This window comes from Enterobacter sp. BNK-34, assembly GCF_048684445.1.
Classification (GTDB): Bacteria; Pseudomonadota; Gammaproteobacteria; order Enterobacterales; family Enterobacteriaceae; genus Enterobacter; species Enterobacter pseudoroggenkampii.
The window spans coordinates 569,083-592,506 of record NZ_JBLQUA010000001.1 but is presented as its reverse complement, the minus strand read 5'-3'; the positions used below and the strand labels follow the sequence as shown (position 1 = coordinate 592,506).

Below are 23,424 nucleotides of genomic sequence, written 5' to 3'. Positions count from 1 at the left end.
TATGACGCTGAAAGTGGGTTTTATTGGCCTGGGGATCATGGGTAAACCAATGAGTAAGAACCTCATCAAAGCGGGTTACTCGCTGGTGGTATCCGATCATAATCCACAGGCCGTGGCGGAAGTGATGGCGGCGGGCGCAGAAACGGCCACCACAGCCAAAGCGATTGCTGAGCAGTGCGACGTCATCATCACCATGCTGCCAAACTCACCGCATGTTAAAGAGGTCGCGCTGGGTGAAAACGGCATTATCGATGGCGCGAAGCCGGGCCTGGTGCTGATTGATATGAGCTCTATTGCGCCGCTCGCAAGTCGTGAAATCAGCGAGGCGCTAAAAGCAAAGGGCGTCGATATGCTGGACGCGCCGGTCAGCGGCGGTGAGCCGAAAGCGATAGACGGCACGCTGTCGGTGATGGTCGGCGGCGATAAAGCCGTTTTCGATAGATACTACGACCTGATGAAAGCGATGGCGGGCTCCGTGGTGCATACCGGGGATATCGGGGCGGGTAACGTGACCAAGCTGGCAAACCAGGTGATTGTGGCGCTGAACATTGCCGCCATGTCCGAAGCGCTGACGCTGGCAACCAAAGCGGGCGTCAACCCGGACCTGGTCTATCAGGCCATTCGCGGTGGTCTGGCGGGCAGTACCGTACTGGAGGCCAAAGCGCCGATGGTCATGGATCGTAATTTCAAACCCGGTTTCCGCATCGACCTGCATATCAAAGATCTGGCCAACGCGCTGGATACGTCTCACGGCGTGGGGGCGCAGCTGCCGCTGACCGCGGCGGTCATGGAGATGATGCAGGCGCTGCGTGCCGATGGCCTGGGCACGGCCGATCACAGCGCAATTGCATGCTACTACGAAAAACTGGCGAAGGTGGAAGTGGCGCGTTAATCACGCCTTGCCCATACCTGAGGGTGACAGCGGCGCGCAAACCCTCTATACTGCGCGCCGAAGCTGACCAGACAGTCGCCGCTTCGTCGTCGTCCCTTTCGGGGGAGACGGGCGGAGGGGAGGAAAGTCCGGGCTCCATAGGGCAGGGTGCCAGGTAACGCCTGGGGGGGAAACCCACGACCAGTGCAACAGAGAGCAAACCGCCGATGGCCCGCGCAAGCGGGATCAGGTAAGGGTGAAAGGGTGCGGTAAGAGCGCACCGCGCGGCTGGTAACAGTCCGTGGCACGGTAAACTCCACCCGGAGCAAGGCCAAATAGGGGTTCACATGGTACGGCCCGTACTGAACCCGGGTAGGCTGCTTGAGCCAGTGAGCGATTGCTGGCCTAGATGAATGACTGTCCAACGACAGAACCCGGCTTATCGGTCAGCTTCAACTTCTTAGAGAACCCCGCTTCGGCGGGGTTTTTGCTTTCAGGGGGTGTAGACTGGGTAAGCGCAGCGCCACCCGGCACCAGACAAACGACATCAATTCTCATATTTGCGACATTAAGCACATTTCACTGTTTTTATCCCTTCAGTATCGCTCCTGTGTCTGTGGACGATCGTCATCACAAAATTTCACGCTAAAAAACTCGCGATTTTCAGTATTGATAATTTGTTATGATTGTTATCTTAATGATCGCGAAACTTTTCTCGTTTGATATGCATACATTGAAATCAAATACATTTCTCCCGTGAATATGTGACGTATTCCACTCTTTTCCGCCAGCCTGAAAATTCGCGTCGGAAAAATTTGATAAATTGAAAGAATGTTTCAAACAAATAGCGGTTATTTATTGGTCTTTAATTGCCTGAAATATCGCCTTTATTGATTTTTTCCGGATGGTAAAATTTATCCGGGTTATCGCCATAAAATAAATTTATTACCGCTATTTTTGTTGATCAATATCAGCGTAGTAGCATATTTGTCTCTATTTATTGCTTTGATAAATAAGCGTTTTTATGGTTTTTCGCTGTGCGTGATAAAGGGCCTGGAAAGCAAATTGTGAGTAACAGCACATACCCCTTCAAACATTATTGAGTAGAATTCACCCCGTCATAGGGAAATAAGTGCAGAATATTATGAACACTATTATTCTACCGAAAACACAGCACCTCGTGGTATTTCAGGAAGTCATTAAAAGTGGCTCCATAGGTTCTGCAGCAAGACAGCTGGGCCTGACGCAACCCGCCGTCAGCAAAATCATCAGCGATATTGAGTCCTACTTCGGCGTGGAAGTGATGGTGCGTAAAAACACCGGCGTAAAACTCACTGCTGCGGGCCAGGTTCTGCTCTCGTACTCAGAGTCCATCACCCGCGAAATGAAAAACATGGTGAGTGAGATTAACAGCCTGAGTTTCAGCACCGTTATGGACGTCTCCTTTGGTTACCCGTCGTTGATCGGCTTCACCTTCCTGTCCGAAATGATCAAAAAATTTAAGGAAGTGTTCCCGAAAGCACGCGTCTCGATGTATGAAGCCCAGCTCTCCTCTTTCCTTCCGGCCATTCGCGACGGTCGTCTGGATTTCGCTATCGGCACGCTGAGTGATGAAATGCTGCTGCAGGATCTGCACGTCGAACCGCTGTTTGAGTCCGAGTTTGTGCTGGTCGCCAGCAAAACGCGAACGTGCACCGGCCCGACGACACTGGCATCGCTCACGCACGAGCAGTGGGTGATGCCGCAAACCGATATGGGCTACTACAAAGAACTTCTGACCACCCTGCAAGACAATCACATCAGCATCGAAAACATCGTCCAGACCGATTCCGTCGTCACCATTTATAACCTTGTGCTGAATGCCGATTATCTGACGGTTATTCCCCGCGACATGATTGCACCGTTCGGTTCTGACCAGTTTATTGTGCTGCCAGTGGAAGATGAATTACCCGTGGCGCGTTATGCCGCCGTGTGGTCAAAAAATTACAGGATTAAAAAATCGGCGTCAGTATTAGTTGAGCTGGCAAAACAATATTCGTCGATGAATATCGAAAGACGACGATGAATAATTAGTACCCATTTTAAAAAACACCCAGAGCGTTAACGTGTTAACGCGCTGATACCCTGACTTTGCCTGAAAATAATGAATTATTATAACGAGGATATTATGCATATTACCTACGATCTCCCGGTAACGATTGAAGATATTCAGGACGCCAGAAAACGACTGGCAGGAAAAATATATAAAACCGGTATGCCACGTTCGAATTATCTCAGCGAACGTTGTAAGGGCGAAATATTCCTGAAATTTGAGAATATGCAGCGTACCGGCTCGTTTAAGATCCGCGGCGCGTTTAACAAGTTAAGCTCGCTGACCGACGCTGAAAAACGCAAAGGCGTTGTCGCCTGCTCCGCGGGAAACCACGCGCAGGGTGTGTCCCTCTCCTGCGCCATGCTCGGCATCGACGGCAAAGTGGTGATGCCGAAGGGGGCACCGAAATCCAAGGTTGCCGCCACCCGCGACTACTCCGCCGAAGTGGTCCTGCACGGCGAGAACTTCAACGATACCATCGCGAAAGTGAGCGAAATCGTTGAGACGGAGGGGCGCATTTTTATTCCGCCTTACGATGACCCAAAAGTGATTGCCGGGCAGGGCACCATCGGCCTGGAAATTCTCGAAGATTTATACGACGTGGATAACGTCATTGTGCCTATCGGCGGCGGCGGATTAATTGCCGGGATTGCGACGGCAATTAAATCCATCAACCCGACCATTAATATTATCGGCGTACAGTCTGAAAACGTGCACGGAATGGCAGCCTCCTGGCAGGCAGGAGAAATAACCAACCATCGCGTTACCGGCACGTTAGCCGACGGCTGCGACGTCTCTCGTCCGGGGAAATTAACCTTCGAAATCGTTCGTGAACTGGTCGATGACATTGTGCTGGTGAGCGAAGACGATATTCGCAACAGCATGGTTGCCCTTATTCAGCGAAATAAAGTGGTGACGGAAGGCGCTGGCGCACTGGCTTGTGCTGCGTTATTAAGCGGCAAACTTGACCACTATATTCAGGGCCGCAAAACCGTCTGCATTATTTCCGGCGGCAATATCGACCTCTCCCGTGTTTCCCAAATTACCGGCTTCGTTGACGCATAAAGGTGACCTATGAGCAACACAGAAAGCATTATCGTTGGCCAGACAAAAACGTCCTCCTGGCGTAAGTCTGATACCACCTGGACGCTTGGCCTGTTTGGTACCGCCATTGGCGCAGGCGTGCTGTTCTTCCCCATTCGCGCAGGCTTTGGCGGATTGATCCCGATCCTGCTGATGCTGGTTCTCGCATTCCCGATTGCGTTTTACTGCCACCGCGCGCTGGCGCGTTTGTGTCTGTCCGGCAGCAACGTCTCCGGCAACATCACCGAAACGGTGGAAGAGCATTTCGGTAAAACCGGCGGGGTGGTGATCACGTTCCTCTACTTCTTCGCCATTTGCCCGCTGCTGTGGATTTACGGCGTCACCATTACCAACACCTTTATGACCTTCTGGGAAAACCAGCTCCAGCTGCCAGCGCTGAACCGCGGCGTGGTGGCGCTGTTCCTGCTGCTGCTGATGGCCTTTGTTATCTGGTTTGGTAAAGATCTGATGGTGAAGGTCATGAGCTTCCTGGTGTTCCCGTTTATTGCCAGCCTGGTGCTGATTTCCCTGTCGCTGATCCCTTACTGGAACTCGGCGGTGATCGACCAGGTCAACCTGAGCGATATCGCCTTCACCGGTCATGACGGCATTCTGGTCACCGTGTGGCTGGGTATCTCCATCATGGTCTTCTCCTTCAACTTCTCGCCTATCGTCTCCTCGTTCGTGGTCTCCAAGCGCGAAGAGTACGAGCCAACGTTCGGTAAAGAGTTCACCGAGCAGAAATGTTCCAAAATCATCGGTCGCGCCAGCCTGCTGATGGTGGCCGTGGTGATGTTCTTCGCCTTTAGCTGTCTGTTTACGCTCTCTCCGCAGAACATGGCGGACGCCAAGGCGCAGAACATTCCGGTGCTCTCTTACCTGGCGAACCACTTTGCGTCAATGTCCGGAACCAAATCGACGTTCGCGACGGTACTGGAATACGGCGCGTCTATCATCGCGCTGGTTGCTATCTTCAAATCCTTCTTCGGGCACTACCTGGGCACGCTGGAAGGTCTGAACGGCCTGATCCTTAAGTTCGGCTACAAGGGCGATAAGAAGAAAGTTTCCGTTGGCAAACTGAACACCATCAGCATGGTGTTCATCATGGGCTCCACCTGGGTTGTGGCCTACGCCAACCCGAACATTCTCGACCTTATTGAAGCCATGGGCGCACCAATCATCGCCTCTCTGCTGTGCCTGCTGCCGATGTACGCCATCCGCAAAGCCCCGGCTCTGGCGAAATACAAAGGGCGTACCGAGAACATCTTCGTTACCGCGGTCGGCCTGCTGACCATTCTGAATATCGTTTACAAACTGTTCTAACCCATTGCTCAGGAAGAGCGGAGTCACATGATGATTGAGTTTCCGGTTGTACTGGTAATTAACTGCGGTTCGTCCTCTGTTAAGTTTTCGGTGCTCGACGCCAGCAGCTGCGACGCCCTGATGACGGGCATTGCAGACGGCATCAACACCGAGAAGGCCTTTATTTCCGTGAACGGGGGTGAGCCAGCCAGACTGGCTCACCAGGACTACGAAGGGGCGCTGGCTGCCATCGCCCTGGAGCTGGAGAAGCGTGACCTGATGAGCAGCGTGGCCTTAATTGGCCACCGCATTGCGCACGGCGGCGACCTCTTCAGCGAGTCGACCCTGATTACGGAAGCGGTGATTGAGCAGATCCGCCAGGTCTCTCCGCTGGCGCCGCTGCATAACTACGCTAACCTGAGCGGCGTGGAAGCCGCAGAGCGCTTGTTCCCGGGCGTGCAGCAGGTCGCGGTATTTGATACCAGCTTCCACCAGACGCTGCCGCCGCAGGCGTATCTGTACGGATTGCCGTACCGCTATTTTGAAGAGCTGGGCGTGCGCCGCTACGGCTTCCACGGCACCTCTCACCGCTACGTGGCCGCGCAGGCGCATACGCTTCTCGGGCTGTCCCCCGATGACAGCGGCCTGGTGATTGCCCATCTCGGCAACGGAGCGTCCATCTGCGCGGTGCGCAACGGCGAAAGCGTGGATACTTCCATGGGGATGACCCCCCTGGAAGGGCTGGTAATGGGTACGCGCTGCGGCGATGTGGACTTCGGCGCGATGGCGTGGATTGCCCAGCAGACCGGGCAGTCGTTCGAGGATCTGGAGCGCGTGGTCAACAAAGAGTCCGGGTTGCTTGGGATTTCCGGCATCTCCTCCGATTTACGCACGCTGGAGAAAGCCTGGCACGCTGGCAACGAGCGGGCGCAGCTGGCTATCCAGACCTTCGTTCACCGTATAGCGCGACACATTGCCGGGCACGCTGCGTCACTGCACCGCCTCGATGGGGTGGTCTTTACCGGCGGTATTGGCGAAAACTCGACGCTTGTCCGCGCGCTGGTGGCGGAACATCTGAACGTGTTCGGCATCCGCCTCGACGACGCCAAAAATGCCCTGCCGGGCAGCGCGGGTGAGCGCGTGATCTCCACCGAGTCGTCCCGCGTTGCCTGCGCGGTGATCCCTACCAACGAAGAAAAAATGATCGCGCTGGACGCCCTCCGTCTTGGGAAGGTTACCCCGGCTGCGGCTTACGCCTGATAAAGCGAGAAACACATGAAAGTAACAATCGATACGGGCGTCGCGCCCTACAGCGACGCATGGGCCGGGTTTCGCGGTGAAGAATGGAAAAACGCCGTCAACGTCCGCGATTTTATTCAGCATAACTACACCCCTTATGAAGGCGATGAAGCTTTCCTCGCGCAGGCGACGCCAGCAACGACGGCGCTGTGGCAGAAGGTGATGGTCGGCATTCGCCAGGAGAATGCCACCCACGCTCCGGTGGATTTTGACACCAACATTGCCACCACCATTACGGCCCACGGGCCGGGCTATATCGACCAGGATCTGGAGACGATCGTCGGCCTGCAAACCGATAAGCCTCTCAAGCGTGCGCTCCATCCGTACGGCGGGATCAACATGATCCGCAGCTCGTTCGAAGCCTATGGCCGGGAGATGGATCCGCAGTTTGAATATCTCTTTACCGACCTGCGCAAAACCCACAACCAGGGCGTGTTTGACGTCTATTCGCCAGAGATGATGCGCTGCCGTAAGTCCGGCGTGCTGACCGGCTTGCCAGACGGCTACGGGCGCGGACGTATCATTGGCGACTATCGCCGCGTGGCGCTGTACGGGATTGCTTATCTGGTGCGCGAGCGTGAACTCCAGTTTACGGATCTGCAGGGCAGGCTGGAGCGCGGTGAGGATCTGGAGGCGACGATCCGCCTGCGTGAAGAGCTGGCGGAGCATAAGCGCGCGCTGCTGCAGATCCAGCAGATGGCGGCGAACTATGGCTTCGATATCGCACGCCCGGCGATGAACGCCCAGGAAGCGGTGCAGTGGCTCTATTTTGCCTACCTTGCCGCGGTGAAATCCCAGAACGGCGGGGCGATGTCGCTGGGGCGCACGGCCTCGTTCCTCGATATCTACATTGAACGTGACATGCAGGCAGGAAGGCTGAATGAAGTCCAGGCGCAGGAGCTGATCGACCACTTCATCATGAAGATCCGCATGGTGCGCTTCCTGCGCACGCCGGAGTTCGACACGCTCTTCTCCGGCGATCCGATCTGGGCGACGGAAGTGATCGGCGGCATGGGGCTGGACGGGCGCACGCTGGTGACCAAGAACAGCTTCCGCTATCTGCACACGCTGCACACCATGGGGCCAGCACCTGAGCCGAACCTGACGATCCTCTGGTCTGAACAACTGCCGATCGCGTTCAAGAAATACGCCGCGCAGGTGTCGATCGTCACCTCTTCGCTGCAGTATGAGAACGACGATCTGATGCGCGCGGACTTCAACAGCGACGACTACGCCATTGCCTGCTGCGTCAGCCCGATGGTGATCGGCAAGCAGATGCAGTTCTTTGGCGCGCGCGCCAACCTCGCCAAAACGCTGCTGTACGCGATCAACGGCGGGGTGGACGAGAAGCTGAAGATCCAGGTCGGTCCTAAAACCGAGCCGCTGCTGGACGACGTGCTGGATTACGACACCGTGATGGCGAGCCTCGATCACTTTATGGACTGGCTGGCGGTGCAGTACATTAGCGCCCTGAATCTCATTCACTACATGCATGATAAGTACAGCTACGAAGCCTCGCTGATGGCGCTGCACGACCGGGACGTCTATCGCACCATGGCCTGCGGCATTGCCGGGCTGTCGGTAGCCGCGGATTCCCTGTCGGCCATTAAATATGCCACGGTGAAGCCGGTGCGCGACCATACGGGACTGGCAGTCGATTTCGTGATTGAAGGGGATTATCCGCAGTACGGCAACAACGACGACCGCGTGGACAGCATTGCCTGCGACCTGGTGGAGCGCTTTATGAAGAAAATTCAGGCGCTGCGGACCTACCGCAACGCGGTGCCAACTCAGTCGATCCTGACCATCACCTCCAACGTGGTTTATGGTCAGAAGACCGGGAACACGCCGGACGGACGACGCGGCGGCACGCCGTTTGCCCCAGGCGCGAACCCAATGCACGGGCGCGACAGAAAAGGGGCGGTGGCCTCGCTAACGTCGGTTGCCAAACTGCCGTTCACCTACGCGAAAGACGGGATTTCCTACACCTTCTCCATCGTGCCGCAGGCGCTTGGCAAGGACGAGCTGGTGCGCAAAACCAACCTGGTGGGGCTACTGGACGGGTATTTCCATCACGAAGGCTCTATTGAGGGAGGGCAGCATCTGAACGTCAACGTCATGAACCGGGAAATGCTCCTCGATGCCATCGCGCACCCGGAGAATTACCCGAACCTGACCATCCGCGTTTCAGGTTATGCGGTGCGGTTTAATGCGCTGACGCGCGAGCAGCAGCAGGATGTGATTTCGCGAACCTTTACCCACTCTATCTAAACGTGAGCTCTCATGCCCCCTCAATGCAGGGGGCCTTTTTTTGTCCGCTAAACATACAAAATTGTTTATATAATTACTCACACATATTCATCCGCTCTTGAAAAACAATACCCCTGCTTTTCCCTATAACAGCATGTAAGGACAGTAAGATGATGAAAATGACCCGTATTGCGCTGGTCGCCGCCTCGCTGGCAGTGTGTAGTTTTACGGCACAGGCCGCGAACGTTGAGGCTGCTCCGTCTCCATCGCAGGATCCGCTGGTGCAGCACCTGAAGCTCAGCAATGAGCAGGTTACGAAGATTGAAGGTCTGCATAAGCAGCTGGAACAAAATGTCAGCAAGATCCCGATGACGGGCGTGAAGGACGGCGCGCTGATCGACATGTTCCAGGCGGGCAAATGGGACGAAAGCACGGTGAAAAGCCAGCTTGCTGCCTTTAGCAAAATTGAAGAGCAGACCCGTTATTACCGCGTGAAATATTACTTCGACGTCAGCCAGGTTTTGACGCCGGAACAGCGTAAACAGATTAGAACGGATATGGCTAACGCGCTGGCTAACTGATTTCCTACCCGCGCATAGCGCGGGTTTTTATTTCTTGATCGGCGTCACTTTTAGAAAATTAGCTTTTAATATCCCACTTCAGAAGCAAAATTTCCTCCAGAAGCAGAATATCCTTATTAATGTTGTGACCTTTTTCTCCCGCTCTCCGGATATGATCTTCCCACACCAATAACACTCACCTGCAACCATCTGAATCGTAATCGCTGGCGATCGGAAACTAATAAAAACAACTGTTTACCCTACAAAATAAGCGAGTGCCCAATGGATACGGCAACAAACAGCAGTATGATTGTGAGTGATTCCCCCGCGGCAAGGCGGGCGGGAATGAGTGAAAGCGAGTGGCGAGAGGCGATTAAATTCGACAGCACCGACACGGGCTGGGTCATCATGAGTATTGGGATGGCTATCGGCGCGGGGATAGTTTTTCTCCCCGTGCAGGTCGGATTAATGGGGCTGTGGGTATTTTTGCTCTCATCAATAATCGGCTATCCGGCCATGTATTTATTCCAGCGTCTGTTTATTAATACGCTGGCGGAATCACCGGAGTGCAAAGATTACCCGAGCGTAATTAGCGGTTATTTGGGTAAGAACTGGGGCATCTTATTAGGCGCGCTCTATTTCGTGATGCTGGTGATCTGGATGTTTGTCTATTCCACGGCCATTACCAACGACAGCGCCTCGTATTTGCACACCTTCGGCGTGACCGACGGTTTGTTATCAGATAATCCGTTTTACGGTTTATGCCTGATCTGCATTCTGGTGGCCATTTCGTCGCGCGGAGAAAAGCTGCTGTTTAAAGTCTCCAGCCTGATGGTGCTGACCAAATTATTCGTGGTAGCCGCGCTGGGGCTGTCAATGATTGGCCTCTGGCATTTAGCCAACGTGGGCATGTTGCCGCCGCTGGGACTGTTGATTAAAAACGCCATCATTACGCTGCCCTTTACCTTAACCTCCATTCTGTTTATTCAGACCCTGAGTCCGATGGTGATCTCATACCGTTCACGGGAAAAATCGGTGGAGGTGGCGCGTCATAAGGCGCTGCGGGCGATGAATATTGCCTTTGGCATCCTGTTTGTGACGGTCTTCTTCTACGCCGTCTCCTTCACCCTGGCGATGGGGCACGATGAGGCGGTTAAAGCCTACGAGCAGAACATTTCGGCTCTGGCGATTGCGGCGCAGTTTATCAGCGGCGACGGCGCGGGCTGGGTCAAAATCGTCAGCGTGATCCTCAATATCTTCGCCGTGATGACCGCGTTCTTCGGCGTCTATCTCGGCTTTCGCGAGGCGACGCAGGGTATCGTCATGAACATCCTGCGCCGCAGAATGCCGGCTGAGAAAATCAATGAAAACGCCGTCCAGCGCGGGATTATGCTGTTCGCCATTCTACTGGCCTGGAGCGCGATAGTCCTGAACGCGCCGGTGCTGAGCTTCACCTCCATTTGCAGCCCCATCTTCGGCATGGTGGGCTGCCTGATACCTGCATGGCTGGTCTACAAGGTGCCAGCCCTGCATAAATATAAAGGCGTATCGCTGGTGATTATCGTCATCACCGGACTGCTGCTTTGTGTTTCTCCTTTCCTCGCATTCTCCTGAGGGTAATTAAGGTCGTAACGATGTCTGAGCAAACTCATCCTTTATGGAATCAATTTATTCGCGCGGTGCAGGAAGAAGTGAAGCCTGCCCTTGGGTGTACCGAACCCGTCTCTCTGGCATTGGCCTGTGCGATGGCCGCAGACCTTCTGCCGGGGGAGGTCACACGGATTGAGGCGTGGGTCTCGCCGAACCTGATGAAAAACGGGCTGGGCGTGACGGTGCCGGGTACCGGTATGGTCGGGTTACCGATTGCGGCGGCGCTGGGCGCGATTGGCGGTAACGCGCACGCCGGACTGGAGGTGTTGAAAGATGCCACCGCCGATGCTCTGGTCCGCGCCAAAGCCCTGCTTGAGGCAGGGCAAGTGCAGGTAAAACTGCAGGAGCCCTGTGATGAGATCCTCTATTCCCGCGCCTGCGTTCATGCCGGGGATCACTCGGCGATGGTGACCATCGCGGGCGGGCATACGCGGGTGGTGGAAGTGGTTTGCCAGGGGGAAACACGCTTTACGCTTGACGATCAACGGTGCCAGACGAATGACTATCCGCTGGCGGTGCTTTCAACTACTACACTGTCGCAGATCCTGGAATTTGTTGAGCAGGTGCCGTTTGAGGCGATCTGCTTTATCCTGCAGGCAGGGCGGCTGAACGATGCGCTCTCCCGCGAAGGGCTCAGCGGGAAGTGGGGGCTGCATATTGGCGCAACGCTTGATAAGCAGCGCGCGCGCGGATGGCTGGCGCAGGATCTGGGTTCAGACATTGTTATTCGCACCAGCGCAGCCTCGGATGCCCGCATGGGCGGCGCGACGCTGCCGGCAATGAGCAATTCGGGCTCCGGTAATCAGGGGATCACCGCCACCATGCCCGTCGTTGTTGTGGCTGAACACCTTCAGGCTGACGACGAAAGGCTGGCGCGGGCGCTGATGCTGTCGCATCTGTCGGCGATCTATATCCATTATCAGCTTCCGCGCCTGTCCGCACTGTGTGCGGCGACAACGGCGGCGATGGGCGCTGCGGCGGGCATGGCGTGGCTGATGGGGGGCTGTTACCAGACCATCGCGATGGCGATTGGAAGCATGATCGGCGACGTCAGCGGGATGATCTGCGACGGGGCGTCAAACAGCTGCGCCATGAAGGTCTCAACCAGCGTCAGTAGCGCCTGGAAAGCGGTGATGATGGCGCTGGATGAGTCGGGCGTAACGGGCAACGAGGGGATTGTGGCGCACGATGTGGAGCAGTCAATCGCAAACCTGTGCGCGCTGGCGTGCCGCTCGATGCAGGCCACGGACCGGCAGATTATTGAGATTATGGCGAGTAAGGTGTCGTGATTTAATCCAACCCGTTACCCCTCATCCTGGCCCTCTCCCCAAAGGGGAGAGGGGTTGGGGTTAGGGGGATTTTTAAACCGGCAAATCAATCAGCAGCGCGCGCAGCGGCGTATCCGCCACCAGGGTGATATTCGCTTCATCACGAATAAACGCCCCGTCGCCGCAGGTGAGCGCTTCTTTCTCTTCCGTATGCGTCACCGCATGCACCGTACCGTGAATAGACTGCAAATAGGCGCGCGGGCCATGAAGCTGGAAGCTTGCCTGTTCACCTTTCTTCAGTTCGATATGGTGCAGCCACACCTGCTGACGCAGCTGCAGGCTACCTTTACTGCCATCCGGCGATGCAATCAGCTGTTGCTTATCGCCCGTTAAATCTAACTTCTGTACCAGCGGATTTTCCCGTTCAGGGCAGGCGTCCAGCCACAGCTGCATGCGGGTCAGCGTTTTGTCTTTGCTGAGGTTATGCTCGCTGTAGCTGATGCCCGGCTGCGTGGAAATTAACAACGCTTCGCCAGCCTTTGCCTGGACATGATTGCCCTCGCTATCGCGGTATTCTGCCTCGCCTTCCAGGATCAGGTTCAGGATATCGACTTTCGGATACGTACGCGGCTGGAAGGAGGCGCCCGGGGCGAGCACTTCCTGGTTCAACACGCGCAATGAAGCGTAACCGAGGAGTTTAGGGTCAAAGTAGTGTCCAAAGGAAAAGGTGTAGCGGGCCTGCAGCCAACCGAAATCGGCTTGTCCGCACTGTTTAGCTGTTCTTGTCGTAATCATAAACTTGACCTCTCTTTACACTAAAACAATGGTAAAGGTATGGACGCTGCATTGTTAGCCAGATATTCTGCCTGGTATGTTCAAATTTCCTGAATGAGAACGAGATGGCTAAAGAGAGAGCATTGACGCTTGAGGCGCTTCGCGTCATGGACGCGATTGATCGGCGCGGCAGTTTTGCGGCGGCGGCAGATGAACTGGGGCGCGTTCCGTCTGCGCTGAGCTACACCATGCAGAAGCTGGAAGAAGAGCTGGACGTGGTGCTGTTTGACCGCTCCGGTCATCGAACTAAATTCACCAACGTCGGGCGGATGCTGCTGGAGCGTGGCCGCGTGCTGCTGGAAGCGGCGGACAAGCTCACGACGGACGCCGAAGCGCTGGCGCGCGGCTGGGAAACCCATCTGACGTTAGTTACCGAAGCGCTGGTGCCGTCAGAAGCGCTGTTTCCGCTGGTGGACCGCCTGGCAGCGAAGGCCAATACGCAGCTGTCGATCATCACCGAGGTGCTGGCAGGGGCGTGGGAGCGTCTGGAGACGGGCAGGGCGGATATCGTCATTGCGCCGGACATGCACTTCCGCTCATCGTCAGAAATCAACTCGCGCAAGCTCTACAGCGTGATGAACGTCTACGTTGCTGCCCCCAACCACCCGATTCACCAGGAGCCGGAGCCGCTCTCTGAAGTCACGCGCGTGAAGTATCGCGGCGTGGCGGTCGCGGATACCGCGCGCGAGCGTCCGGTGCTGACGGTGCAGTTACTGGATAAGCAGCCTCGTCTGACGGTGACCTCGCTGGAAGACAAACGGCAGGCGCTGCTGGCAGGTCTGGGCGTGGCGACCATGCCGTACCCGTTTGTGGAAAAAGATATTGCAGAAGGGCGACTGCGGGTCGTGAGCCCGGAGTATACCAGCGAAGTGGATATCATTATGGCGTGGCGTCGCGACAGCATGGGCGAAGCCAAATCATGGTGCCTGCGCGAAATACCCAAACTCTTCGCCCACCACAATAAATAAACGAGTAGGCCCGGTAAGCGTAAGCGCCACCGGGCGTTATTTTACGCGCCGACCTTAGGATCGGGGCCAAAGCGGTTTTCGCCCGGCGTCCCGCTCTGGCAGTTGAAAATCAAAATCACGATCCAGCCCACAATCGGGATCAACAGCAGCAATAGCCACCACGCTGAACGATCGGTGTCGTGCAGTCGACGGAACAGCACCGCCCATGATGGCAGCAGGACCAACAGGCCATAAATGGTAGTCAGCACGCCTTCACCGCCAGCCCGCTCCCAGCCAAGAATTTTATCCACAATGCCCAGCACCATGACGAGGACGAAGTTCACCAGAACGAACATCCAGTACTCTTTGCGGCGGGCGCGGCCACCAAATCCAATGTAGTTGCGCAGTACTTTTAAATACCAGTCCATTTTCCTTGCCTCATTAGTCAGTCAATCACTTGTTTTCTAAGCGATCGAGGTAAGGATAGATGGAGATTGTGAATTAAAAAAGGGCATCTATTGATGCCCTTAATATTTATCCAAAACGGACGTCGCGCCCGTGAGGTTCATCCAGATCCTGCCACGGCCCAATGGAGATAATGCCCGTCGGGTTGATGGTCTTGTGGCTGCGGAAATAGTGGGTGCGAATATGATCGAAGTCGACCGTCTCCGCGATGCCCGGCATCTGGTAGATGTCGCGCAGGAAACCATACAGGTTCAGGTAATCGCTGATGCGGTGCTTGTCGCACTTAAAGTGGGTGACATAGACCGGATCAAAGCGAACCAGCGTGGTCCACAGGCGAATGTCCGCTTCCGTCAGGTGATCGCCCGTCAGGTAGCGATGCTTGCCCAGGAGCTGTTCCAGGCGTTCAAGCGATTCAAACACTTTTCCAACCGCTTCGTCATACGCTTCCTGGCTGGTGGCGAAACCGGCCTTATAGACACCGTTGTTGACGTTGTCGTAAATCCAGCTGTTCAGCTCATCAATTTTCTCACGCAGCTCAACCGGATAGTAATCTCCGGCGCGGGCGCCGTGGGCATCAAATGCGGTATTGAACATGCGGATGATTTCCGCAGACTCATTGCTGACAATCGTCTGGTTTTTCTTGTCCCACAGCACCGGCACGGTCACGCGACCGGTGTAATGAGGGTCGGCGCGCAGATAGAGCTGGTACAGGAAATCGTGGTGATACAGTTCGTCGCCGGTCGCCGCAGGGAAATCACTGTCAAACGTCCAGCCGTTTTCCAGCATCAACGGGTTGACGACGGAAACCGGAATGAAGGATTCAAGACCTTTAAGCTTGCGCACGATCAGCGTGCGGTGGGCCCACGGACAGGCAAGGGAAACATAAAGATGATAACGGTCTTTCTCAGCCGCGAAGCCGCCTTCACCGCTAGGGCCTGGTGCACCATCGGCGGTCAGCCAGTTACGGAAGGCCGAAACAGAGCGCTTAAAGCGACCTCCGGTGGATTTGGTGTCATACCAGACATCCTGCCAGACGCCGTCTACGAGTTGTCCCATTTTTTCTCCTCCGTCAGATAGCAAAAGCGAGGAGATGTCTCCTCGCTTTGTGTTCATTCAGTATAGCGTGCTTACCATTTCTTATTCAGAACGCGGTCGATGCTGTATGCGCCCGGGCCAGTGACGGCCAGCAGCAGGAAGCCACCCGCGATGGTCAGGTTTTTCATGAACATCAGAGAGTTCACGCCTTCCGCAAAGTTGCTGTGGAAGATGAACGCCGTCAGCACGGTGAAGCCTGCGGTAAACAGCGCGGTGGTGCGGGTCAGGAAGCCGAACAGTACCGCCAGGCCGCCGCCGAACTCAAGAAGAATGGTCAGTGGCAACAGGAACCCCGGAACGCCCATGGCTTCCATATACTGCTGGGTACCCGCATAACCGGTGATTTTTCCCCAACCTGCCACGATGAACAGAATTGGCATCAGAATACGCGCTACCAGTACACCAACATCTTCTAATTTTTTCATTTTACTCTCCAGGAAACCACATCAGCGGCTGAACGTTATTTGTCTGCAATTCCGGGTAGATACCGCGTCGTTGCTGTCGATGGAGAGGATAATAAACGGGGCGGGTGGCAATTGTTAGCAAGGAAAACTGTCAATCTTTTTCAAAGATATTGAGTAAGGGAAAGTGCGCGCTGGTGCCCTCACCCCAACCCTCTCCCACAGGGAGAGGGTGCAAAAACAAAAAACGGTAACCTGGGTTACCGTTTTGCTTTTATCACCGCAGCTGCTGCTGCCGCAACGTTGCTTTCACCAGACGCCAGGCGCTCCATGCACCAAATCCACGACGCGCCCAGCGGATCAGCATATTTGGATGACGAACGGACCAGATAGCCATCACGCTGCTGCCGACCAGCGCCCATGAACGCAGGCTCAGGACGGTATTCCAGCCCCGGTCAAACCGTCGCGTCGCGTCAATCCAGTCGCGACGGCTGGCAGACAGGTCCAGCCGTTGCTGCTGGATCTGGCTTAGCAGGTACGCTTTTCGCTTTTGACGTTCGGCTTTACCGCTCACGGCTAGTCATCCTCCAGCAGGGCGCGATCGTTCGCCAGCTCCTGACGCGTATGGCGCAGGAATGTGGACTTGCGCGCTTTACGCAGCGTCCAGATACCGCCGATCAACGCGGCGACCAGCAGAACGACGGTGGTGGCAATCATCGCGTTAAGACGATACTGCGGGTCAATGGCCCAGATGATTAACACCATCAGGCTCATCAGGCCAAACGCGGCGAAGAGCATGGTCAGCCCGAGCATCAGCAGCATCTGGAAGAGGTTCGCTTTCTCCTCTTCCAGCTCGACCACTGCCAGCCGGACGCGCGTTTCGGCAATCCCGACCAGCGTCGTTAAAATACGCTGGCCGATGCCGAGGACGTTGTTAGCAGGCCCTTGTGCGTGACGAGGATCTTCCATATCAACGACGCGTCAGCAGGACACCCAGCACCACACCCACTGCGGCACCAATCCCTACACCCGTCCATGGATTATCACGCACATATTCGTCCGCGCGGGCAGCCGCTTCACGGGTTTGTTTCGCCAGTGCATCACCGGTTTCACCCAGGCGATAACGGCTCTCCTTCAGCGCTTGCTCCGCCTTGCTGCGCAGCTTGCTGACCTCTTCTTTTGACTTGTCAGCAGAGGAGTTCAGCACCTCTTCAAGGGTATCGGCCAGGGATTTCAGTTCAGCGCGCAGATGTTCAGACGTCGTATCTTTTGACATGATTCTCTCTCCTGTTGAGATTTCCGTTAACTCAATAATCGCGAGCTTCCAGCGCTTTCAGGTCGTCCTGCGCTTCTTTCAACTTCTTCTCGCGCTTAGCAATTTTTTCCGCATCCCCTTTCTCTTTCGCTTCCTGCAGGTCGCGACGGCGCTCGGCTATCTCGTCCTTCTGTTCAGCGATTTTCTTCTGGTGGTCGGCACGAAGCTTGCTGTCTGAACAGTTCGCTTTCACTTCGCTCAGCGCTTTTTTAAGACCATCAACACGGTGCTGATTGTTATGCTTTTCGGCATAACCGATCTCACGCTGAATATCCTGTTCTTTCTCCTGACAGAGAGAGTTTGCGAAGGATGCTGTGCTTAAAGAAAAAAGGGCCAAAGCCAGAGTCATGCGGAATTTCATTATCGAAACCTTCCATTGTGTTGCGGCTTGAGCCGCTATCCAAAGTTATGCGGAGTACATCGAGGGGTGCTCCGCGTACTTAAGCATAGTAAGTAAACGGGGGATTCACCAAAGTGAGTGAAAAGATTCGGAATCCTGGAAGTTATCCAAACCGATGCGACGTATCGCGAATCAATGAGAGCCAGGCAGCAGGCTGGCTGTCATCTTCCTGCTGAGCAATGATATACCCGCGCGGCAGCGTACGGTCGAGAACCACTTTCGCGGCGGCACTTTGCGCACGGGAATCAAACTTGATCAGTAAAACATCGTCCTGCGGGGTGATGCTCTTAAAGCGGATCCCGTTCGCATCCAGATGATGCCAGACAGAAAAACCGTCAGGCACGCTGGCACCCTGGTTTACCGGGCGGATGGCCAGCGTCGATTCCTGATGCGAAAGCGCGCTCCAGGCCAGCAGCAGGGCGCTGAGCACCACCAGCGTAATCATGGCAAAGGCAAAACGGCGCAGAGCGAGCGGTGAGATACCCATCGTCAGCCTCTGGCTCCGTATTTCTTTTTCCACAGGACGACCAGGGAGCCGATCAGGCCGAAGACCAGCAGAACCACAGGCAGCAGCATCAGGCAGGACATCAGCTGGTCTTCATATTTCATAAAGACAGGCGTTTTACCCAACGCATAGCCCAGCGTCGTCAGAATAAGCACCCATAGCAGACCACTCATCCAGTTGAAGAACTGGAAGCGCGTGCTGCTCAACCCCGACAGCCCGGCAATGGTGGGCAACAGGGTGCGAACAAAGGCAATAAAGCGGCCAATCAGCAGCGCGGAAAGCCCGTGCTTATGGAAAAGGTGGTGCGCCCGCTGGTGATAATGTGCAGGCAGGTGCGAGAGCCAGTTCTGGACGATTCGGGTATTGCCCAGCCATCTTCCCTGGATATAGCTCACCCAGCAGCCGAGGCTGGCCGCGACGGTCAGTAATAAAATGGTGTGTGGAAACGCCATCGCCCCTTTGGCACACAGCACGCCGACAAGCACCAGCAAACTATCACCGGGCAGGAAGGCAGCAGGCAGCAAACCGTTCTCAAGGAACAGGATCATAAACAAGACGAAATAGAGCATGCCAATCATGGAAGGGTTGGCCAGCGTTTCAAAATCCTGCGCCCAGAGGGCATGCAGTAGTTGGGTCAAAAGTTCCATTCAGTGTTCCTGGAAATCGGTTAACGTCACGCCTGTTATCCGGGACAAACAGCACGGCGACATTGTTGTGATTTCATTATGGTCGCTCGCGGACACATTGCGGTGTGGCCAACACTGTTCCCTGTTAATTGGCTGGTTAGCAAGCACTAACTTACAAAATAAGGAATTGAATCCAATTGTAACAAAGCCCAACGTTCTGCGTCACAGAATTTGCAGGGGTGAGTTGATTTTGGCGTAAGCCCAGGAAGTGAGCGAGGGGATTTACAAAGGCTGACACTATATATGTTTTGCTTACCCATTGAAGCCAGAAGGCGCAACGTAGCGCCTACCAGCAGAAAGGTCATCTATTTTGCGGCACTGGATGCCGTATCGAGATGAACAACGGGATTATCGGCGAAAAGATAGCGGTCAGCGTTAAATTCGAAGTCATCGCTGGTTTCGTTGAACAGCATCTGCTTGGTGTTTTCCAGGTGCTGCCACATCGCCAGCTTAGCGGCATGCGGGTCTTTACGAATCAGCGCCTTAAGGATTTGATCGTGATCGTCACACCAGTTGTCGACGGTACGGGAATCGATATGGTCGTGCAGTTTTTTCCAGTACGGGTTGTGAACGCGCTGAGTCCACATTTTTTCTACGATTGCCGCCAGCGCCGTATTTTGGGTTGCCAGGGCGACCTGAACGTGGAACTGCAGATCCCACTCTGAATCGCGGAAACATTTTTCCTTACGGGCATTCTCCTGGATCTCCATCAACTTCATGATGTCCTGCTTGGTCACCTGCGTCGCCGCAAACTCGGCAATATTGCTTTCGATCAGCTGGCGAGCCTGGAGCAGCTCAAACGGGCCATAGCTGGCGAATTCCAGACTTTCGTCCGCGACGGGAGAGTGTTTCGGCAGATTAGAAATCACGTGAATGCCGGAGCCTTTGCGTACCTCAACGTAGCCTTCCACTTCCAGCATGATAATCGCTTCACGCACCACGGTGCGGCTCACACTTTTTTCATCCGCGATAAAGCGCTCGGCGGGAAGTTTATCACCGACAAGATAGACCCCTTGCTCGATGCGATCTTTCAGCTCGGCAGCAAGTTGTTGATATAAACGACGTGGTTCGGTGATTTCCATATGCGCTCCAGGCAGGGTACGGCAGATGATTTGTTATACCACTTTTGCGTGCCACTCTCCAGATTTTGCCATTAAAAAAGCCGCCCGGAGGCGGCTTCGGTGAAACGCATTTTCGCTAACTCTGCGTCGCCGGTTTCCCGAGGGACTCTTTCGCCAGCTCTTCTGCCGATTTGCTTTTCAGCACCGTCCAGATCACTACCGCACCCAGCAGGTCGAAAATAGCCAGCACGGCGAACAGCGGGCTGAAGCCGATGGTATCCGCCAGCGCGCCGACCACCAGCGCAAACATCGTACTCGCGGTCCAGGCGGCCATCCCGGTCAGGCCGTTGGCGGTGGCCACTTCGTTGCGGCCGAAAACGTCAGACGAGAGCGTAATCAGCGCGCCGGACAGGGACTGGTGCGCAAAGCCACCGATGCACAGCAGGGCAATGGCGACGTACGGGCTGGTGAACAGGCCGATCATACCCGGGCCAATCATCAGCAGCGCGCCCATGGTGACGACCATCTTACGGGAAACAATCAGGTTCACCCCAAACCAGCGCTGGAACAGCGGTGGCAGGTAGCCGCCCACGATACAGCCCAGGTCAGCGAACAGCATTGGCATCCAGGCGAACATCGCGATCTCTTTCAGGTTAAAGCCGTAGACTTTAAACATGAACAGGGGGATCCACGCGTTAAAGGTGCCCCAGGCCGGTTCAGCCAGGAAACGCGGCAGGGCGATACCCCAGAACTGACGGGTGCCCAGGATCTGCCAGACGGTCATTTTTTTGCCGTTGTTGGTCTGATGCTGTGCTTCCTGACCACCAATGATGTATTCGCGTTCTTCTTCGGAGAGCTTTTTCTGATCGCGCGGGTGTTTATAGAAAATCAGCCACGCCATTGCCCAGGCAAAGCTCAGCACGCCAGAGATGATGAACGCCATCTGCCAGCTGTGCATCACAATGGCCCACACCACCAGCGGCGGTGCAATCATTGCCCCGATGGACGAGCCCACGTTGAAGTAGCCGACCGCAATGGAGCGCTCTTTTGCCGGGAACCACTCGGAGCTGGCCTTCAGGCCTGCCGGGATCATCGCGGCTTCTGCCGCACCGACCGCACCACGCGCCAGCGCCAGCCCACCCCAGCTGCCTGCCAGCGCGGTGGCACCGCAGAACACCGCCCAGGCGATGGCGAAGAAGGCATAACCGATTTTGGTACCGAGAATGTCCAGCACATAGCCAGCAACAGGCTGCATGATGGTATACGCCGCGGAATAGGCAGCAATGATGTAGGAGTATTGCTGCGTGGAGATATGCAGCTCTTCCATCAACGTTGGCGCTGCAGCTGCCACGGTGTTACGCGTCAGGTAGCCCAGCACGGTGCCTAACGTCACCAGTGCGATCATATACCAACGTAACCCTTTAATTTTACGCATCTAAAACCTCATCGTTATGTTATGTCCGCGCCAGAGCACGGCAACCTCTCAACCGTTTCCGGGAGCAGTTGTGTAACGGGAGGGGCGTAGCGGGAGCATGTCCCGGAACGGCCCGAACCTTGCCATAAGTAAGCGTGCATAAGTCGGTATCCGTACCGTTAAATCCGATGCCTCTCACACCGGTAATGCATTCCGTCGGCTTAGCGTTTGCGACGGCGAAAAGATAACTTGTCATACAACTTTAAAAGGTGAGTGACATCACAAATGTATGATTCTTTGTAGGGACATTAATCGCTGCGCGAAAAGCCAGTAATGGCGGGGCCTGCAGAAGGGTTTACGCCATTGAGGGTAATTTATTTGTTGGCGTTTATTGATCTCACTCACGAAAAAAGCTTCGGTGGGTGGAAATTGGTGTGATAACTTTGCAGCATATGAACATACGCTTTCTGACGCTCCCGTAATGAGGAAGACGATAATGACGCCGTTTATAACCGAAGATTTTCTGTTGGATACCGAATTTGCTCGCCGCCTGTATCATGACTACGCAAAAGACCAGCCGATTTTCGACTACCACTGCCATTTACCGCCGCAGCAGGTTGCCGAAAATTACCGTTTCAAAAACCTGTATGACATCTGGCTGAAGGGTGACCACTACAAATGGCGTGCCATGCGCACCAACGGCGTCGCTGAGCGCCTGTGCACCGGCGATGCGACCGACCGCGAGAAGTTTGACGCCTGGGCGGCGACCGTTCCGCACACCATCGGCAACCCGCTTTATCACTGGACGCACCTTGAGCTGCGTCGTCCGTTTGGCATCACCGGCAAACTGCTCTCCCCAACGACCGCCGATGAAATCTGGGATCGCTGCAATGCGCTGCTGGCGCAGGATAACTTCTCCGCGCGCGGCATCATGAAGCAGATGAACGTGAAGATGGTGGGCACCACCGACGATCCAATTGACTCCCTGGAGCATCATGCCGTCGTCGCCAAAGACACTTCTTTTGATATCAAAGTGCTGCCAAGCTGGCGCCCGGACAAAGCCTTCAACATTGAGCAGGCCACGTTTAACGACTACATGGCGAAGCTGGCGGAAGTGTCCGATACCGACATTCGCCGTTTCGCCGATCTGCAAACCGCGCTGACCAAACGTCTGGATCACTTCGCGGCGCACGGCTGTAAAGTCTCTGACCACGCGCTGGACGTCGTGCTGTTCGCGGAATCAAACGAGGCCGAGCTGGACAGCATTCTGGCGCGTCGCCTGTCCGGTGAATCGCTTAGCGAACACGAAGTGGCGCAGTTCAAAACGGCGGTGCTGGTGTTCCTCGGCGCGGAATACGCGCGTCGCGGCTGGGTACAGCAGTACCACATCGGCGCGCTGCGCAATAATAACCAGCGCCAGTTCAAACTGATCGGCGCGGACGTGGGCTTTGACTCCATCAACGACCGTCCGCTGGCGGAAGAGCTGTCCAAACTGCTGAGCAAACAGAACGAACAAAACCTGCTGCCAAAAACCATCCTGTACTGCCTGAACCCGCGCGATAACGAAGTGCTGGGCACCATGGTCGGCAACTTCCAGGGCGAAGGGATGCCGGGCAAGATGCAGTTTGGTTCCGGCTGGTGGTTCAACGACCAGAAAGACGGCATGGAGCGTCAGATGACGCAGCTGGCGCAGCTTGGCCTGCTGAGCCGCTTTGTCGGCATGCTAACCGATAGCCGCAGCTTCCTCTCTTACACTCGCCACGAATACTTCCGCCGCATTCTGTGCCAGATGATTGGCCGCTGGGTGCACGCGGGCGAAGCGCCGGCGGATATCCAGCTGCTGGGCGACATGGTGAGAAACATCTGCTTTAACAATGCGCGTGACTACTTCGCCATTGAACTGAACTAAGGCCGTTTGAGGTTGAT

The 23,424-nt window shown here is 55.4% G+C and carries 23 protein-coding genes and 1 other RNA gene; 12 read left to right on the top strand and 12 right to left on the bottom strand.

Annotated elements, in window-relative coordinates:
- The first annotated feature begins 1 nt into the window (after position 1).
- The 10 genes from garR (at position 2) to ACMGG5_RS03000 (ending at position 12,396) form a co-directional block, all read left to right on the top strand.
- Positions 2 to 892 (top strand): 2-hydroxy-3-oxopropionate reductase, encoded by an 891-nt coding sequence (garR, locus tag ACMGG5_RS03045; RefSeq protein ID WP_090418824.1) that lies wholly within the window; start codon positions 2 to 4, stop codon positions 890 to 892.
- A gap of 59 nt (positions 893 to 951) precedes the next feature.
- Positions 952 to 1,329, top strand: an RNA gene (rnpB, locus tag ACMGG5_RS03040) — RNase P RNA component class A.
- A gap of 686 nt (positions 1,330 to 2,015) precedes the next feature.
- Positions 2,016 to 2,936 (top strand): transcriptional regulator TdcA, encoded by a 921-nt coding sequence (tdcA, locus tag ACMGG5_RS03035; RefSeq protein ID WP_008501504.1) that lies wholly within the window; start codon positions 2,016 to 2,018, stop codon positions 2,934 to 2,936.
- Positions 2,937 to 3,038: 102 nt separating this feature from the next.
- Positions 3,039 to 4,028: a bifunctional threonine ammonia-lyase/L-serine ammonia-lyase TdcB gene (gene tdcB / locus ACMGG5_RS03030; protein WP_024906393.1), complete on the top strand. Its 990-nt coding sequence runs from the start codon at positions 3,039 to 3,041 to the stop codon at positions 4,026 to 4,028.
- Positions 4,029 to 4,037: 9 nt separating this feature from the next.
- A complete protein-coding gene (tdcC, locus tag ACMGG5_RS03025; RefSeq protein ID WP_024906394.1) occupies positions 4,038 to 5,369 on the top strand; it encodes a threonine/serine transporter TdcC in 1,332 nt (443 codons plus the stop codon).
- A 30-nt stretch (positions 5,370 to 5,399) separates the two neighbouring features.
- Positions 5,400 to 6,608, top strand: coding sequence for a propionate kinase (gene tdcD / locus ACMGG5_RS03020; RefSeq protein ID WP_048992631.1), 1,209 nt, complete (start codon positions 5,400 to 5,402; stop codon positions 6,606 to 6,608).
- Positions 6,609 to 6,623: 15 nt separating this feature from the next.
- Positions 6,624 to 8,918 (top strand): formate C-acetyltransferase, encoded by a 2,295-nt coding sequence (gene pflB, locus ACMGG5_RS03015; protein WP_420277510.1) that lies wholly within the window; start codon positions 6,624 to 6,626, stop codon positions 8,916 to 8,918.
- 149 nt (positions 8,919 to 9,067) lie between these two features.
- Positions 9,068 to 9,478, top strand: coding sequence for a Spy/CpxP family protein refolding chaperone (locus ACMGG5_RS03010; RefSeq protein ID WP_024906397.1), 411 nt, complete (start codon positions 9,068 to 9,070; stop codon positions 9,476 to 9,478).
- Positions 9,479 to 9,739: 261 nt separating this feature from the next.
- Positions 9,740 to 11,071: an amino acid permease gene (locus ACMGG5_RS03005; protein WP_208763284.1), complete on the top strand. Its 1,332-nt coding sequence runs from the start codon at positions 9,740 to 9,742 to the stop codon at positions 11,069 to 11,071.
- Positions 11,072 to 11,091: 20 nt separating this feature from the next.
- Positions 11,092 to 12,396, top strand: coding sequence for a serine dehydratase subunit alpha family protein (locus ACMGG5_RS03000; protein WP_420277509.1), 1,305 nt, complete (start codon positions 11,092 to 11,094; stop codon positions 12,394 to 12,396).
- A 72-nt stretch (positions 12,397 to 12,468) separates the two neighbouring features.
- Here the strand turns inward: ACMGG5_RS03000 and ACMGG5_RS02995 are convergent, their stop codons facing one another.
- Positions 12,469 to 13,170: a pirin family protein gene (locus ACMGG5_RS02995; protein WP_023309295.1), complete on the bottom strand. Its 702-nt coding sequence runs from the start codon at positions 13,168 to 13,170 to the stop codon at positions 12,469 to 12,471.
- A gap of 104 nt (positions 13,171 to 13,274) precedes the next feature.
- Here ACMGG5_RS02995 and ACMGG5_RS02990 point away from each other — a divergent pair, with 104 nt between their 5' ends.
- Complete coding sequence (locus ACMGG5_RS02990; RefSeq protein WP_032650335.1) at positions 13,275 to 14,177, top strand: LysR family transcriptional regulator; 903 nt, start codon at positions 13,275 to 13,277, stop codon at positions 14,175 to 14,177.
- A gap of 41 nt (positions 14,178 to 14,218) precedes the next feature.
- On the opposite strand, the gene ACMGG5_RS02985 is transcribed toward ACMGG5_RS02990, so the two are convergent.
- The 11 genes from ACMGG5_RS02985 to ACMGG5_RS02935 form a co-directional block, all read right to left on the bottom strand.
- Positions 14,219 to 14,584: a DUF805 domain-containing protein gene (locus tag ACMGG5_RS02985; protein ID WP_420277507.1), complete on the bottom strand. Its 366-nt coding sequence runs from the start codon at positions 14,582 to 14,584 to the stop codon at positions 14,219 to 14,221.
- Positions 14,585 to 14,690: 106 nt separating this feature from the next.
- Positions 14,691 to 15,677, bottom strand: a complete 987-nt coding sequence (locus tag ACMGG5_RS02980) for a glutathione S-transferase family protein (protein ID WP_420277505.1) — start codon at positions 15,675 to 15,677, stop codon at positions 14,691 to 14,693.
- 71 nt (positions 15,678 to 15,748) lie between these two features.
- Positions 15,749 to 16,141 (bottom strand): DoxX family protein, encoded by a 393-nt coding sequence (locus ACMGG5_RS02975; RefSeq protein WP_023309292.1) that lies wholly within the window; start codon positions 16,139 to 16,141, stop codon positions 15,749 to 15,751.
- Positions 16,142 to 16,394: 253 nt separating this feature from the next.
- Entirely contained in the window at positions 16,395 to 16,691 is a 297-nt protein-coding gene (locus ACMGG5_RS02970; RefSeq protein WP_024906403.1) for a YqjK-like family protein, read from the bottom strand.
- Positions 16,692 to 16,693: 2 nt separating this feature from the next.
- Positions 16,694 to 17,086, bottom strand: coding sequence for a phage holin family protein (locus tag ACMGG5_RS02965; protein WP_023333540.1), 393 nt, complete (start codon positions 17,084 to 17,086; stop codon positions 16,694 to 16,696).
- A gap of 1 nt (position 17,087) precedes the next feature.
- Positions 17,088 to 17,393, bottom strand: a complete 306-nt coding sequence (locus ACMGG5_RS02960; protein WP_008503141.1) for a DUF883 family protein — start codon at positions 17,391 to 17,393, stop codon at positions 17,088 to 17,090.
- A 31-nt stretch (positions 17,394 to 17,424) separates the two neighbouring features.
- Positions 17,425 to 17,793: a DUF1090 domain-containing protein gene (locus tag ACMGG5_RS02955; RefSeq protein ID WP_008503142.1), complete on the bottom strand. Its 369-nt coding sequence runs from the start codon at positions 17,791 to 17,793 to the stop codon at positions 17,425 to 17,427.
- A gap of 142 nt (positions 17,794 to 17,935) precedes the next feature.
- Positions 17,936 to 18,319 (bottom strand): EnvZ/OmpR regulon moderator MzrA, encoded by a 384-nt coding sequence (gene mzrA, locus ACMGG5_RS02950; RefSeq protein ID WP_024906404.1) that lies wholly within the window; start codon positions 18,317 to 18,319, stop codon positions 17,936 to 17,938.
- A 2-nt stretch (positions 18,320 to 18,321) separates the two neighbouring features.
- On the bottom strand, positions 18,322 to 18,984 hold the full coding sequence (gene yqjA / locus ACMGG5_RS02945) for a DedA family general envelope maintenance protein YqjA (RefSeq protein ID WP_024906405.1): 663 nt from the start codon (positions 18,982 to 18,984) through the stop codon (positions 18,322 to 18,324).
- A gap of 344 nt (positions 18,985 to 19,328) precedes the next feature.
- Positions 19,329 to 20,105, bottom strand: a complete 777-nt coding sequence (gene exuR / locus ACMGG5_RS02940) for a transcriptional regulator ExuR (RefSeq protein WP_023309288.1) — start codon at positions 20,103 to 20,105, stop codon at positions 19,329 to 19,331.
- A gap of 115 nt (positions 20,106 to 20,220) precedes the next feature.
- Positions 20,221 to 21,519, bottom strand: coding sequence for an MFS transporter (locus ACMGG5_RS02935; protein ID WP_024906406.1), 1,299 nt, complete (start codon positions 21,517 to 21,519; stop codon positions 20,221 to 20,223).
- Between the two features lie 475 nt (positions 21,520 to 21,994).
- On the opposite strand from ACMGG5_RS02935, the gene uxaC reads away from it, so the two are divergent.
- Positions 21,995 to 23,407, top strand: a complete 1,413-nt coding sequence (gene uxaC / locus ACMGG5_RS02930) for a glucuronate isomerase (RefSeq protein WP_420277504.1) — start codon at positions 21,995 to 21,997, stop codon at positions 23,405 to 23,407.
- Positions 23,408 to 23,424: the final 17 nt, after the last annotated feature.